Source organism: Ruminococcus bromii, assembly GCF_002834225.1.
GTDB classification, from domain to species: Bacteria; Bacillota; Clostridia; order Oscillospirales; family Acutalibacteraceae; genus Ruminococcoides; species Ruminococcoides bromii.
Genome location: NZ_NNSR01000056.1, coordinates 67,828 through 83,909 on the forward strand (window position 1 = coordinate 67,828; position 16,082 = coordinate 83,909).

The window sequence follows — 16,082 nt, forward strand, 5'->3', positions numbered from 1 at the left end:
TTTTCAAGAATCTGCTTTAAGGGGATTATATCAGTAAAGCGTTGTTTTCAGCTTTTGTTTTATCATTTATTATTCTTTCAAGGAAAATTTGTACCTTTTCTTCTGCCATTTTGCCGCTGTTTTTCAACTCATCATTGCCAAGATAAAACTTTTTTTCAGAAGATTTTTTCATTATGTTAAGAATCCTCTCCTGTTCATTAGGCTTTGAATAAAAAACAGGGACAGCGCAATCACACGCTATTGAAAACTCCGGAAGATTGTGCGATAAAAGCGCGTCGTAAAATTTTTCCTTAACAAGTTCAAACTTATTATCGGAATCAACAGGCAAAAGCCTTACAAGTATTTTCCATGTGTTCCATGCAAGATAGCTGTTCTTACTATCAAGACCTTTTGCAATGTATTCAAAAAACGGGTACAAAAGTTTTGGATTTTCCCCGCTTATACATTCAAGAAGCTGTTCCGCCCACAAAGAATTGGCATAATCATCGTCAAGAAAAACTTCGATGAGAAGGGGAACAGTCATAACCTCTTTTTTGGCAAGTTCCATATAATATTCATTTTCTAAGGCTCGTTCAAATTCACGAAAAATTTGTTCTATCTTCATAAGCGTCAATCCAAAACTTTTTTGATTTTTCTGTGTTTTTTCGACAATATATCTCTAAAAAGTATGATACTGTATTTCCGACACTTTTTCAAGAAAAAACTGTTCTAAAATAACATTCCCCCCGACTTTTCATCGAGGGGAATGTTTCAGTTCAATAAGCTTTATCCGAACAGATTATTCTGAATAACTTACCCAGACACCGCCGGACTTTGAACCCGGATTTGCACGGAAACAGTTCTTGCCGTCAGCAACTGTCAAGTCGTTTGTCTGTGTTTCCCAGGTTGATTCTGTGTCCTTAAAGAGGAAACAGTTTGCACCGGGGCTGAGCGGTGTGTCAAAATCGTAGTACCAGATATCTGTACCTGCAATCTTATTCATATGAACGGCTGTTTCATTAAGGCCGCTTTCTGCCCAACCGTAGATATAAACATCGCTGAAGTTTGCCTTCGAGTTATCAAAGTAAACTCTTGAAAGTGTGAATGCAGGCTTCTGCTCGGGAGCATACGGAGCTGTTGAAACAGCTTCGTCATTGCTGAGTGTGATGCAGTTGTTTGTTTTTGAAACTGTTGCATCCCAGCAATTGTAAACATTACCGTCGTCGCCGCCTACAGGCTTTTCGTCAACCTCTGAGAGATTACGATAAACACTGACATTTGTTACTGTTGCGGGAACTTCGGCTGTGTAAACATTCGGATAAGCGTCTGTATCCTGCTCAAGCTGATAGCTTACGCCTGTGTCAAGGTCATAAGCAAAGAGCGAAACACCGTCAGATGTCATCCAGCCAAGCTTAGTCTTGAAGTAAAGAGTGTATGTGTCAGCAGGCTTTGTTGTAGGTTCTGCCGTTGCAGGAGCTTCGGTCGGCTTTGCAGTTGTTGGCTCTGCGGTTGTTGGTTCAACCGTTGTATAAGCCTCACCTGTACGGCCGCTGCCTTCAGAATGCACAATATACTTCTGAATTGCAGTAGCATCAACAACCGAAACAACATTGTCGCCGTTTACATCAGCAATAATCTGCTGTTCTGTTGTGAGCGACTCATTATGAACAATAAACTTCTGTACAAGTGTAGAGTCAACTACAGAGATAATTCCGTCATTGTTTACATCACCGTAAACAGCACCGCCTGACGGCTGTGAGGGCTTTGTGTCCGGCTGTGTCGGATCGGTTGCAGGAACAGGAGCGGTTGTCTGAGCCTCTGTTGTCGGCTCTGTTGCCGTACCCTTTGTAACATCTGTAGCCTCAATCTCAACCTTTGTCGGGGTAAGTGTTGTATCCTCCCAAGTACCTGCCTTTGAAAGTGAGTATGCCTTTGAAGAACCGTTAAGGCTGATAGCAGCATCTGTTCTGCCGGGATACTGCTCGCCGCCTTTTTCGGAAATAATTACTCTTGTGTTGGCTGAAGACGAAAGGTCAAAGTTTGATGCAGCCTGATTCTGATCATCTTCATCAGCTGAAATACATGATGACTTCGGAACTTCGTAGTAATAGTAGCCTGTAGCAGGATCAAGAGTCATTGCTTCGCCCGGCCAGTTTGCATTCTTGTAAACCATACCCTTGTCTGTGTTTTCATCATAGATGTAAACCTGATAAGGAGCTGACCAGTTCTTCTTTGTAGCAGGGTTGAAGAATACATAAACGCCCGATTCCTCAGCAGTACTCTTTGTGTACTTATAAACCGTTGAAGTAGTTTTTACACCGTCGGTTGCCGTAACTGTGAGGTTGATTGTTTCACCCGGCTTGTAGTCTGAACCGATGCGGATTGATGTTGTGTCAGTAAACTTAACAGGAGTTGAATCATCAAGGCAGTATGTGCCTGATGCTGCGTTTTCAAGACCGAGTGTAAGTGTCATTGTGTCGCCCTTGAATGTACCGCTTTCAACAGAGTTTGTTACCTTTGGAGTTGTTGTACCGTTGTAAACAACAGCAACGCCTGTCTTGCCGATTGAGCCTGTGAGGACACCGTTTACAACCTTAAACTCTGCACCTGAAACTGTATCTGTGTACTTGCCGTCTGCAAGACCTGTGCCTGAAATGCTTACGCTTGCGTTTGTGCCTTTACAATTTGAAAGAACAATACCGCTTGTGCCTCTTGCAACATAAGCAATGTCGCCTGAAGAACCGAGCTTTTCCGACTGACCTACAAAAAGGTTGTGGAACTTGTTGATTTCAGAAACAGCTGTACTCTTGTAGGTTGAATCTGTTGAAACATTGCCCATAAGAGCTGTTCCCGGACGAGCAAAGAAAAGTGCTGTTGAATCTTTTCTTGAAGCAACGATTGCCCATGCCTTTACAACATTTTCATCCGAAACACTTGAAGTATTTGAGTAGCCCCATGAACCTGAGTTGCCCTCATATGTGTCATGGCTTTCTGCCCAAATAACCGCATTTGATGCTGCCACGCCCGACTGGTATGTTGCATTTGCGGCTGAACTTGCCTTACCCTTTGCAACATTGTAAAGCACAGCGTCACCTGTTCTGTTGTCGGTAACATTGATATACTTTGTGTATGAGTTGTAGCTTCTGCCTGCACCGCAGTTATTGAGGATTTCACCGTAGATATAGAGGTCGTTGCCTGTTTTCTGTGTGTAGTAAGAAGAAGCCGAGGTTGTTACATTCTTCCAGTAGTCTGACGCATATTCACCGTCATCCTCTGTTTCAATGTGTTTTGCTGCATCAAAACGGAAGCCGTCAACACCGCAGTCGATACATTCCTTGAGAAGGTTGATAATATAGTTCTGGATAACAGTATCATTTGTTACAAGGTCAGGACACCTTGAAACATGACCTTGAACAACAGCCTGAACCGAACTGTCGCTTGCATCGCCTTTGTATGAATAACGGGTAAGAGTTTTTCTTTTCTTATAGAAATCAGGCTCATACTGTTTAACCTGACTGCTGACAGCGTTTGGCTTGTCATCATCAGCGTTTGCAACATGGTTTGAAACGATATCGCAGATGATTTTGATGCCGTACTTGTCAGCCTCATCACAAAGCGATTTAAGATCGTCCTTTGTGCCGAGCCAAGACTTCTCTGCAATGTGGAAGCTGATTGGCTGATAGAGCTTCCACCACTGACCGACTACATCACCCGAGGTTGAATAGTCCTTCGGCTGCTGAACGGGAGAGGTCTGAACTGTTGTGTATCCTGCCGCTGCAATTGCGGGAAGATTTTCCTTGATTGTATTGTAAGACCAGTTGAATGCATGAAGCATAACACCATCGCCGACCTTATCACGAAGGGTATTGTCGGCAGACGCAACCTGTGCGGAATCAATCTCGGCAGCATTTACGGAGGTAATTGCCGCAAAAGAAGATGTCAAGAGTGCAGACGCAACAACAAGACTTGCAATTTTTTTTGCTTTCTTCATTGTGAAAACATCCTTTCATAAAATTTTCATTTCAATTATAACAAATTTGTCCAAAAAAGTACATACCCTATGTTACAAATTAAAGCAGACTTTTTTGTGCAGATTTTACTGCTGATACTGCAAAGGAACAATCGGTGACAATAAATTTGCATTAAATAACATTATATTCAATTCTCATAGCTTTGATTCTCGGCATGTTTCTCTAAAAGAATTTTATTTTTCAAAAAAATACATTTTGTTTTTACGCAATATTGATTGACATTTTTATGCATTTAGAATATAATTCAAATTGTATTGCGACTATTGCTTTTTAAGCAATAATAAGGATTTATGTGAAAGAAAGGACGGAGCAACACAGCCGTCTTATTTTTCTGCACAAAACACCGAGCATCATGGTTATGTCTTTGCAGAAACGGCAAGGCGGACTGTGTTCGCCTGCACTTTATGCAAGTTGACACATTCCGCCTTTATTTCATTTACTTACAGACTTCTACTATATCATCGGAACAGGGGTGCATAAATGGAACAGACATCAAAGAAAACAATAGTTTCACTCAAGGATATTTTCATCAAATTTGACGGTGAGGTAATTCTTAACCACATCAACCTTGATATAAATGAAAAGGAATTTGTTACGATTCTCGGTCCGTCAGGCTGCGGCAAAACCACAACCCTGCGTATTATCGGCGGTTTTGTTGAACCCGACAGCGGCGATGTCATTTTTGACGGCAAAAGAATTAACGGAACTCCTCCGAATAAAAGAAATGTAAACACGGTGTTCCAGAAATATTCTTTGTTTCCTCACCTCAATGTTTTTGATAATGTGGCTTTCGGACTTAAGCTCAAAAAAATGCCGAAAAATGAAATAAAAAAGCGTGTAACCGATATGCTTGCAACCGTTGACCTTAAGGGCTATGAAAAGCGTTCAATTACAAAGCTTTCGGGCGGTCAGCAGCAGCGTGTCGCAATTGCAAGAGCGCTTGTGTGCGACCCCGAAATCATTCTGCTTGACGAGCCTCTCGGTGCGCTTGACCTCAAGCTTCGCAAGAGTATGCAGCTTGAGCTTAAGGAAATTCAGCAGAAAACTCAGAAAACATTTATATATGTTACTCACGATCAGGAAGAGGCTCTGACAATGAGCGACCGTGTTGTTGTTATGAACAACGGTGTTATTGAACAAATCGGCTCTCCTGAGGATATATACAACGAGCCTGTGAACGCATTTGTTGCCGACTTTATCGGTGAGGCAAATATTCTCAACGGAATTATGCTTGACGACTGCAGAATCCAGATTCTCGGCAAAGAGCTTGAATGTGTTGACAAGGGATTCGGCAAAAACACTCCTGTTGATGTTGTCATCCGTCCCGAGGATATTGAAGTTACCGCTCCCGAGGACGGTCAGCTTGTCGGAATTGTTGAGAACACAACCTTCAAGGGCGTTCACTATGAGATGAGCGTAAGATGCGGAAAGTGTGAAATTCTTATCCACTCCACCAAATCGGCTGAAATCGGAAGCAAAATCGGTATGAGGGTTATCCCGTTCAACATTCAGATTATGAACAAGCTTCTTCCTTTTTATGATAATGTTATTGAGACAACCGTTACATACTCGAATCAGAACGACAATTCATTTGAATTTGAGCTTGAGGGCGAAACCGTTACTGTTCCCGATAAATACTATGAAGAAGGCACAAAACTCAAAATCGCTCTTCCGCCCGACGCTCTTTCACTTGCAGGCGACGGCGTTGGCGATTTGAAGGATTTGTACATCGAATCGGTAGTTTACAAGGGTGAACAAAACGAAATCATTCTTGAATCGGATGAAAGAAAGTGGCTCATGCTCAGCGATACAGACGAGCAGGTTGCAACCTATGTTCCGCTTTCATTTGACTTTTCAAAGGCTCGGTTTGAGGTAATCTCAGAGTTTTCGGAAAAGGAGGGCTGATAAATGAAATCACGCAAGCCCTCTATTCCCTACATAATCTGGATGGTTGTTTTCACAATGATTCCGATTATTATGATCGGCTTTACCGCCTTTACCGACAAGAACGGTAATTTTTCGCTTCAGGCATTTACAAATGCGTTTTACTACACAAACATTTTTGTAAAATCACTTTGGATTGCGCTTATTTCAACGGCAATTTGTCTTGTACTTGCATATCCGCTTGCATACCTTCTCACGAGAATGAAAGAATCAACCCAGAACACGCTCATTATGTTGCTTATGATTCCTATGTGGATGAACTTTCTGCTCAGAATCTACGCATGGGTAACGCTTTTGCAGGATAACGGTCCGATTGATATGATGCTCTCGCTTTTGGGTATTCATTCAACCTACATCGGCAACACAGGTGCGGTAATTCTCGGAATGGTGTATGAATATCTTCCGTTTATGGTTCTGCCGATTTACACCGTTATGAGCAAAATCGACAACGGTCTTATTGAGGCGGCGCAGGATCTCGGTTCAAACAACTTTACCGTATTCAGAAAGGTTGTCGCACCGCTCAGCGTTCCCGGAATTATTTCGGGTGTGACAATGGTATTTGTTCCGAGCGCAAGCACATTCCTGGTTGCACAGTATCTCGGCGGTCCGGACGACATTATGATTGGTGATGTCATTGAAAAAATATTCTGGACAGATCAAAACACGGGTTCGGCAATTTCATTGATACTAATGATTTTTATTTTCGTGTTCCTGATAATCATGAACTTGTTCGGTGATGAGGAGGCGATTGCATAATGAAAAAGAAAACAGGTATTCTTTCAAAAATTTACATTGCAATCCTGCTTATTTTCCTTTATTCACCCATTGCCGTACTTATCTTCTATTCCTTCAACAACGGCAAAACTACCGTCTGGAAAGGATTTACATTCAAATGGTATGTACAGCTTTTTCGTGATGACAATATTATGAACGCATTGTGGAACACTGTTATTATTGCCGTTCTTGCTTCAATTTTTGCAACAATTCTCGGAACTGCCGCCGCAATCGGCATCAGTAATTTTAAAGGCAAAAAGAGAATGCTTATTCAGAATGCGTCAAACATTCCGATTATCAGCCCTGACATTGTAATGGGTGTTTCGCTTATGCTTTTGTTTACGACTCTCGGGGTTATCTTTAACTTTGAAATGGGATTTTTCACCGTTTTGATTTCGCACATATGCTTTTGTGTTCCGTTTGTTGTGCTTAATGTTATGCCGAGAATCAAACGAATGGATCAGAGCATTTATGATGCCGCCCTTGACCTTGGCTGTAACCAATGGCAGGCATTTTACAAGGTAATTATTCATGAGCTTATGCCGGGCATTGTTTCGGGCCTGCTCATGAGCTTTACATATTCTCTTGACGATTTCATCATAACATATTTCACAAGAGGTGCAAAATTCCAGAACCTCTCTATTGAAATTTACTCGATGACTCACAGGAGAATTTCACCGAAAATCAACGCTCTTTCCGCACTGCTTTTCCTTGCTGTACTCATTGTCATGGTTGTAATCAACCTGCGTGACAGACACGAAGAAAAGATGCAGAAAAAGAGAACTTGATTTTTAAAATTTTATTTAAGGGAGATTGAGAAATGAAAAGAATCATCAGCATTGTCCTTGCATCTGCAATGACGGCAACATGTGCGGCTTGCCTTTCAGGCTGCGGCGGAGGCGCTTCGGCTGACTCAGCTGACGCAGGAGAAGTTAATGTTTACAACTGGGGCGAGTACATTTCAAATGGCGAAGATGACTCACTCGACATTATCGAGGAGTTTGAAAAACGCACCAACATCAAGGTAAACTACACAACCTATGAAACCAACGAAGAGCTTTACAATATGCTGAAAAACAGTAATGTAAGCTATGATGTTGTCATTCCGTCCGAATATATGATCAGCAGAATGATTGATGAGGATATGCTGTTGGAGCTTAACTTTGACAATATTCCTAACTACGACAATCTTATGGATCGTTTCAAAAAGCTTGCCTGCGATCCCGAAGGTAAATATACCGTATGCTACAGCTGGGGCGTAACCGGTATGGTTTATGACAAAACAAAGGTTAAAACAAAGCCCGATTCATGGGACGCACTTTGGAACAAAGACCTTTCGGGTCAGATTCTTATGTTCAACAACAGCCGTGACGCAATGGCGATTGCAATGCAGCTTGAAGGCATTGACCCTGCCAACTGTACAAAGAAAGATGTTGACAAAGCCGCCGCTAAACTTAAAGAGCAGAAGCCTCTTCTTAAAAAATATGTAATGGATCAGGTATTTACCGAAATGGAAAACAGCCAGTCGGCAATTGCTCCGTACTACGCAGGCGACATTATGACAATGATTGATAACAACGAGGATCTTGACTACGCAATGCCAAAGGACGGCTCAAACCTTTTCTATGACGCAATGTGTATTCCGAAATGCAGTAAAAACAAGGAAAATGCAGAGAAGTTCATCAACTTTATGCAGGATCCGGAAATTGCCGCCGCAAACTTTGAATATCTCAACTATGCAACACCTAATCAGGTTGCGTATGACGATTACATTGATGAAGATGCAAAGAAAAACGAATTTATCTTCCCAAGTGACGAGTATCTTGACAAGTGCTATGTATTTTCAAATGTTTCCGATGAGGTTTATTCATATATGCAGGAACAGTTTGTAAAAATCCAGGCAGACTGATAAAAAACAAATTCAGCCCGGGCAAAGCATTTTAGGCTCTGCTCGGGCTTTTATTTCGTTAAGATTTTTATTAAACCGCCGTATCGCCTTTTAAAAAACACAAAACATTTATGTACTGCCCTTTTATTCTTATCGGAATATTATTCCTTATTTCAAACAGTTTCCGTGACAGGTTGTCATATTCGCCTCCCGAACACCTAAAATACACAGAATTAACGGGGATTCGCTCAATCTTACAAATAGATTTCAATTGCCTTGTTTTGATTGACAAATTAGGAAAAAGTAATATAATATATACTGTTAAAGAGTGCATAATACATTTTTCGATTTTATTCACTTGCAGGCGGGCGCCTGTGCATCACAAAAGAGATAGGATGGTATAATAATTGTTTACAATTTTAAAAGAACATCGTGGCTTCGGAAAGCAGATTTTGCTCCTTGCCAAAAACGAACTTATTAAAACTTACAAAGGCGCCGTAATCGGTCCTCTTTGGGCTGTTGTTAAGCCTGCGTTTACAATTTTTGTTTACTGGTTCGCTTTTTCCTGCGGTATCAAACAGCTTAAAACACTTAACCTTGACATCGGCGGAGCACAGCCTTTTTCCGTTGACTTCTTTACTTTTATGTTCATCGGTATCATTCCGTGGTTCTTCATTCAGGACAGCATAACGCAGGGTGCAAAGGAACTGAGAATCAACCGTCAATTTATTACAAAGGTTAAGTTCCCCGTTTCAACAATCCTTACTTATACAGAGGTTTCAAGGCTTTTTGTTCACCTGATTCTTATGGCATTTATGTACGCATATGTACTTTTCACAATAGGACCGAGCTGGTACAATCTGCAATTTTTCCTGTACTGTCCGTTGATGTTTATCTTCTTCCTTGCGCTCACATGGTCAACAGCCCCGATGTCTGCGTTCAGTAAGGACTTTGAAAGCCTGATTGTTTCCGTTATGTCAGGTATTTTCTGGTTATCGGGTATTATGTACAACTCCTACGGCTTTGATTCGCCGTTCCTCAACAAGCTTATGCTTATCAATCCGATTAACTTTTTCGTAAACGGCTACCGCAACTGTTTCCTCTACAACAGACCGTTCTATGCAAACAAAACGGAATGTCTTGTGTTTGCAATTGAATTTGTTGTAATTTTCGCCCTTGGTATTTTCAACTACAACAGACTCAGGAAAAAACTTCCTGATGTACTTTAAGGAGGTAATATTATGGCTGAAACAAAAGTATCCGATCCGATTATTACCTTTAAAAATGTCAGCAAAACCTACACACTCTACAAAGATGACAAGGCAAGATTCAAGGCTCTTTTCTTTAAACCGAGAAATGCAAAAACAAACAAGGCACTTAACAATGTTTCAATGGTAATCAACCGTGGCGAATCGGTTGGTATTGTCGGTGACAACGGTGCAGGCAAGTCAACTCTGCTCAAGATGATTACGGGCGTTGCATTTCCCGACGAAGGCGAAATCACCGTTGACGGCAAGGTTGCCGCATTGCTTGAGCTCACTGCAGGCTTTTCCATGGAAATGACAGGCAGAGAAAACATTTATCTGAAGGGTTATGTTCTCGGTCTTGAGGACAGCTACATTAAGCAGATTGAGGAGAAAATCATCGACTTTGCAGAGCTTGGAGATTACATTGACCAGCCTGTAAGAACATACTCAAGCGGTATGAAAATGCGTCTTGGTTTTGCTATCAATGTCAACATTGAACCCGATATTCTTGTTGTTGATGAGGCGCTCTCGGTCGGTGACGCAACCTTCAAAAAGAAGTGTAAAAGTAAAATTAAAGAGATTATCGAAAGCGGTGTAACCGTACTTTATGTAAGTCACAATGCCGCTTCGGTTAAAGAAATCTGCGCGCGTTCAATCTTCCTAAAAAAAGGAACTGTTATGTTTGACGGCCCGACAGATGAAACCCTCAGAGTGTATGAGGAATCAAAAAAGAAAAAATAATTCCGTTTCGGAATAAAGCAAAAGCTCCACAATTGCGGAGCTTTTCTGATTTATCTGAGAGGTAAACCCATATGGACTGTACCGTAAAAGGCAATCTGCCCTCCGAAATTTTTGAGGACATTAAAAAAATTGCAGACACCAGGATGAATTTTCAACAGTTAAAAAACAAGACTGTTTTCGTGTCGGACTGTCACGGACTTATTGCATATTACATTATATGCACATTGCTTGAGGGCAATGATTTTTTCGAAAACAACACAAGGGTAATCATCCTTGCAAAAAGCCGTGAAGATGCCGAAAAGCAGTTCGGCAGCCTTACTCTCCGCAAAGATTTTGTTGTTGAAATCGGAGAGTCAAAGAACTTTCCGGAGATTGAAAGAGCCGACTTTGTAATATACTGCAACTGCCCGTGTGAGGTTGCAGAGGAAGATTGCAATAATCCCGAAATTGCGGATACAATCATTTCGGGCTTTGCAAATGTGCTTGAATATGCAAAAGAGTCAAATGCCGAATCGGTTCTGCTCGTATCTTCATATATGGTTTACGGGGAGGTTTTCAGCGGTAAAAATAACATTTGCGAAAACGACCTCGGCTATCTTGATCCGACCGATGCCGACAGTGCATACGCACAAAGTATGCGTTCAGCCGAAACGCTTGCCGTCTGCTATGCTGAAAAGTTCGGTATGAATGTAAAAATCGCCCGTCCCTGCCCCACACTCGGAGGTGTCAGAATGAGCGATGAAAGAAAATGGGCAAAGCTGATTGTCAGTGCGGCAAAAAATCAGAGCATTATGCTTACAGATAACGGCGGTGAAAAGTTCAGCTTTTGCTATGTGACGGACACGGTTTCTGCATTGATTGATATTTTGCTTAACGGAAAAAGCGGTGAGGCATACAACATTTCAAACGGTAACGCAAATGTGACAATGCGGGAATTTGCACAGCTTGTAAAATCGGCAAATCCCGAAAAGAATCTCTCCGTAGTGTTCGTTCACAGAAAAGACGAAGAAGAACCCGAATTTTCTCCGTCATCCCCCACACCGTATGTTTTGTGCAACGATAAAATAAAATCACTCGGCTTTAGTCCGAAAACCACGCTTAAAGACGGAATAAAACGCAGTATAAGAGCAACAGAACTGCGTGCAGAATTACGAAGGATAAAGTAATGCGTATTAAAGATTTTTTAAACGAATTTGAGGCCGACAGGGCGGCATTGCCCGGAGTTGAAAAAGAAACTCTTGCAAAGCTCAGGAACAAAACAATTGTCATCTCGGGCGGTGAACTTGCAAGGTGTCTTTGCTATGCCTTTCTGTACAATAACGAGGCTAAAAGGCTCGAAATAAAAGTTATCCTTCTCGGCAAATCACGCAACGCAATGGCATCATACCACAGCGAACTCTTGTTAAGAGATGATTTTGATTTTGTCGATTATAATTCTGCATCAGAAATTTCGAGTGCCGACTATGTAATTACAACAGGAATCTGCGGTGAACATACAGACAACAACCCACAGATTATGATTGACGGCATTGCAGAGATAAATGCCTGTGCCAAAATTGCAAAAGCCACAGGCGCAAGAGTTGTCGTTGTGAACGACAGCAGAATTTACGGCAAAGCCAAACCGCACAGAGTTTATTCTGAAAACGAGTACGCAGAACTTGATACAACCTCTCCCTCATCGCTTGCAGGTCAGCTTATGAGAACGAGAGAAACCACCTTGCACTCGGTTTTGAAAAACAGCGAATCAACCGTTACAACGCTCAGAACGGGCATAATTTTGGGAGCGTCAAGCAACTTTACAAGCGTGCTTGATCCTGTTTTTGACGATATAGCCAACCGCCGTGACACAGTTGTCCCGGCAACAAGGGATCGCTGCACCTTTGTTTATATCAACGATATTTTAAAGGCGATTGTTTTCGCAATGACAAATCTTGAAGAAAACGCAGTTTATAATGTCGGCGGCAAAAACTGCAACGCATCGCTGATTATGATTGCGGCTGTTCTCAACGATATTTACGGCAGTCGCTGTACAATTGAGTCGGGCGATTTTACGGAGCTTGACGGCTGTGCAATTAATTCAAACAAAATTTCCGTAAACGAATGCACTCCCGACATTGACCTTGAAACCATGCTGAAAATCTGCATAATGGACAAGATGAAGTCCGAAAAAGTTCTGCGTATCCCCCACTCACACGAGCGCAGACTTGATTCAATTCACGAAATTCAGCTTGCATTTCTGCTTGAAACCGACAAAATTTGTCGAAAGCACAACATAAAATATTTTCTCGGCGGCGGAACACTTCTCGGTGCAATTCGTCACAAAGGGTTCATTCCGTGGGATGATGATGCCGATATTATGATGTTGCGTGAAGATTTTGACCGCTTTTGCGAGATTGCGCCAAAGGAACTTCCGAGCAATATGACTTTTCAATCGTACCATACGGACAAGGCTTGTTTCTATGAATTTGCCAAGGTCAGACTTGACGACACTTTCTTTGCAACCGACTTTGCAAAAGACCACCACGCAATGCACAACGGAATTGCGTTTGATATTTTCTGTCACGACAAAACAGCAAATTCAGCAATCGGACGAAAAATTCATATGGCTGTGACTCTGTTCACAAGAGCACTGGTGTTCAATAAATGGAATAATCGCAAGGCTGAAAACGGCAGTAGAATCCAGAGCATTGTAACAAATTTCTGCAAAAAAATATTTCCACTCAGATTCAGTATGTGGCTTGAAGTCCGCACTTTAAAATTCTTTAAAAACAAAAAGAATGCAAAATATCTCTATGACGGAATGGGCAGAAATATTTATAACGGTGCTTTTCCAAAGGAATATCTTGACGATGTTGCTTATGCCGACTTTGAGAGTTACAAGTTCCCCGTGCCAAAGGAATATGACAAGTACCTTACTTTCCTCTACGGCGACTATATGGAGCTTGCACCGCTTTCAACAAGAATGGGCTGCCACGAAATTGCCCTCTGCGACATCGGAAAATATGACGGTTTCAAAATCCGCAAACCCGACTCTGAAAAATAATCAGCGTAAATCAGACCGATAAAGTAAATGTCACTTGACACTTACCTGTCGGTCTGCTATAATAATATAGCACATTTTGAGTGCTGTTGCGAAATCAGCTGAAGAGTAGGATTTATCTGAAAGTAAGCTCCGCCTCGGTTTCCACACCGTGTAAAAATCAAGGGAGTTTAAATTGATTATGCAAAGGTTGACACAATCATTTTCAACTTTCCATTTTCAATTTTCAATTTAATAAGCAGGTATGGCGGAATTGGCAGACGCGCATGGTTCAGGTCCATGTGAAAGCAATTTCATGCAGGTTCAAGTCCTGTTACCTGCACCAGTAAAGGTGGTTTTTTAACCACCTTTTATTTTTTGCCAAAATTACTTAAAATGCCTTAAAAGTGGCTTAAACACTGGGTTTTTGAGATTTTAAAAATTCAGTTGAGTAATTTTGAATTAAGTTAAAACAAGATAAAATGCAGTCAAACTTACTGTCAAACTTACTGTCATTTTAGTTTGCCTGCCGATTTTCAAGGAAACAAGATAATATATTTTTAAATTTTATTACACCGTAACACAAAAGATTTTTCTATTATTAAAACAACAAAGAGGTTAAGCAATTTTTTCTAATGCTTAACCTCTTTTTTTATTTTGTTGATTACAGAGCATTCCCATACCATAACAATCCTCTATATTTTTGTTCTCAATTAACATTATGCCTCATCGCCTACAAAACTGCATATTGTCATCTTAATACCTCTTTTCTATTTTAAATATGATTACTTTTCTATTAAAAAGTGTACCACATATAAATCACAACCAGTAAACCTACTACTACTGAACAGATAAATAGTAGTACTCCAATATCCATATACTCTACAACCTTTCTATTTTTAAATAAGTAATTATTTTTACACTATTAATACCCTTGGTTTTCCATTTTACAAATTACTGAAATACATAAATAGCAATAAACATTAACACCATAGCTACTAAGGAAGAAATAATTACCAAGATACCTAAAAAGCTATTCCTACCATAAGTTATACTATATAAATGATTCTCATATGTCGCTACCAAAGCTACAATAAAAAACATTACAAGGAAAATATATAAAATTATCATAAGTACAACCACACCTTTCCTTTTATTTTATTATATTATACCATATATTATAATTAAATTGAATACTTTCTTTAATATAATATTTATTTTTAGCATAGAAAAAGAGGGTTCATAAAGAACCCTCTCTTCCCAATAATTTTCTTTAAGGATTTATTCGATTTTAACTTGTTATCAAATTAATACCAACACACTTAGTTGATAGGAACTTTCTTATCCTAGTGATCATTTTCAGATACTTCCTCGTCGTAAGCTGGGGTGATTGTTTCTGTATAAGCTTCTCTCCAATGACCGTCTTCTACTGTTTTTGTGCCTGTCTGTACATATTCTTTCTCATAGTGATATGCTCCTGATCCATGTTCTTCTACTTCCCATGCAAGATGCTCATTTAGGTTAGCATCTGTTAACTTCATACCACAATAGTTGCATACATTGTAACCTACCCAACCATATACTGGCTCCTCGTGAGTACCTGTTACAATCCATTCCTTATCGTGAAATTTTGTCACAGCATCGTGATGCTTATAGTACTTATACTTCTTAGCTGCTGTCGTTTCAGTATTTGACGCTGGCTTCTTGTTGTTACTTGAAGAAGTAGCTGGCTTCTGATTATTACTTGAAGAGTTGCTTGGCTTAGATGCTGGCTTCTTGTCGTTATCAGATGTATTTGTCTTTGAAGTGTTGTCTTTCTTAGTATCTTCTTTCTTTTCGGTGTTACCCTTGTTGCCGTTGTTTTTGTTAGATACTGTAGTTTTTACATCGTCAACCTTAACTGTAACTGTCTTACCGTCGTCGGTTTTTACTTCTACTTTGCCGTCTTTTACTTCGACTTTCTTACCATTCTTGTCTGTGATGTTGCCGTCTTTGTCAACCTTGATTTCACCCTTGTCTACCAAATCTTTAACTGCCTTTGGTACTGTAGTTTTAGGTACAGTTGTTGGAACAGTTGATGTCTGTACGGTTGAAGATATTACTGACGGTTCTGTCGGTTCTTTCTCAGCGTTACAGCCTGCAAGAATGCTTATGCCGACTGCTGATGTGCCTGCAAGTATTGTAGCACCGCAGACAACGGCAATTACCTTGGTTTTTACTGTCGCAGTTGCTGTTGCCTTTACAATAGATGAAACTGTTGACTTTGCACCTGTCGCAAAGCCTTTTGTTGCAGATGTTGCAAGTGTCTGTCCGTTCGGGAGCTTGATTGTAATGTTCGGTACTGCAAGGCTCTTTGCTTCTTCCTTGAAAATAGTTGTAAAGAAAGGTACAACAACAACACCGTGAAGCTTGTCACCGCTTTTGTTTTCGTAATCTTCAATTGCAGTTTTCATCTTTGC

Annotated in this window: 10 protein-coding genes, 1 tRNA gene and 1 pseudogene; 9 read left to right on the forward strand and 3 right to left on the reverse strand. The window is 40.7% G+C overall.

Annotated features, from left to right (window positions below; genetic code table 11):
* Positions 1-25 precede the first annotated feature (25 nt).
* Both RBATCC27255_RS06125 and RBATCC27255_RS06130 read right to left on the reverse strand, forming a co-directional pair.
* Positions 26-604 carry a hypothetical protein gene (locus RBATCC27255_RS06125; RefSeq protein WP_101029198.1) on the reverse strand — a complete coding sequence of 193 codons (579 nt, stop codon included), beginning with the start codon at positions 602-604 and terminating at the stop codon, positions 26-28.
* A gap of 174 nt (positions 605-778) precedes the next feature.
* Positions 779-3,970: an alpha-amylase family glycosyl hydrolase gene (locus RBATCC27255_RS06130; RefSeq protein ID WP_101029199.1), complete on the reverse strand. Its 3,192-nt coding sequence runs from the start codon at positions 3,968-3,970 to the stop codon at positions 779-781.
* 520 nt (positions 3,971-4,490) lie between these two features.
* Here RBATCC27255_RS06130 and RBATCC27255_RS06135 point away from each other — a divergent pair.
* The 9 genes and pseudogenes from RBATCC27255_RS06135 to RBATCC27255_RS06175 form a co-directional block, all read left to right on the forward strand.
* Positions 4,491-5,534 (forward strand): annotated as a pseudogene (locus RBATCC27255_RS06135) (ABC transporter ATP-binding protein); the annotation flags it as partial.
* A 384-nt stretch (positions 5,535-5,918) separates the two neighbouring features.
* The gene (locus RBATCC27255_RS06140; RefSeq protein WP_101029201.1) at positions 5,919-6,710 is read left to right on the forward strand and encodes an ABC transporter permease; all 792 of its coding nucleotides are present in this window, start codon (positions 5,919-5,921) and stop codon (positions 6,708-6,710) included.
* Positions 6,710-7,516, forward strand: coding sequence for an ABC transporter permease (locus tag RBATCC27255_RS06145; protein ID WP_101029202.1), 807 nt, complete (start codon positions 6,710-6,712; stop codon positions 7,514-7,516). The genes RBATCC27255_RS06140 and RBATCC27255_RS06145 overlap by 1 nt, the downstream gene beginning before the upstream one ends.
* Positions 7,517-7,548: 32 nt before the next feature.
* Positions 7,549-8,637, forward strand: a complete 1,089-nt coding sequence (locus RBATCC27255_RS06150) for an ABC transporter substrate-binding protein (RefSeq protein WP_101029203.1) — start codon at positions 7,549-7,551, stop codon at positions 8,635-8,637.
* A 386-nt stretch (positions 8,638-9,023) separates the two neighbouring features.
* Positions 9,024-9,845, forward strand: a complete 822-nt coding sequence (locus tag RBATCC27255_RS06155; RefSeq protein ID WP_101029204.1) for an ABC transporter permease — start codon at positions 9,024-9,026, stop codon at positions 9,843-9,845.
* Positions 9,846-9,857: 12 nt separating this feature from the next.
* Entirely contained in the window at positions 9,858-10,604 is a 747-nt protein-coding gene (locus RBATCC27255_RS06160) for an ABC transporter ATP-binding protein (protein WP_101029205.1), read from the forward strand.
* Positions 10,605-10,675: 71 nt separating this feature from the next.
* Complete coding sequence (locus tag RBATCC27255_RS06165) at positions 10,676-11,770, forward strand: NAD-dependent epimerase/dehydratase family protein (RefSeq protein WP_101029206.1); 1,095 nt, start codon at positions 10,676-10,678, stop codon at positions 11,768-11,770.
* Complete coding sequence (locus RBATCC27255_RS06170) at positions 11,770-13,647, forward strand: LicD family protein (protein ID WP_101029207.1); 1,878 nt, start codon at positions 11,770-11,772, stop codon at positions 13,645-13,647. Before RBATCC27255_RS06165 ends, RBATCC27255_RS06170 begins: the two co-directional genes overlap by 1 nt.
* A 235-nt stretch (positions 13,648-13,882) precedes the next feature.
* Positions 13,883-13,969, forward strand: a tRNA-Leu gene (locus tag RBATCC27255_RS06175).
* 1,000 nt (positions 13,970-14,969) lie between these two features.
* Here the strand turns inward: RBATCC27255_RS06175 and RBATCC27255_RS10465 are convergent.
* A partial coding sequence (locus tag RBATCC27255_RS10465; RefSeq protein ID WP_169923279.1) for a hypothetical protein occupies positions 14,970-16,082 on the reverse strand: 1,113 nt, incomplete at its 5' end.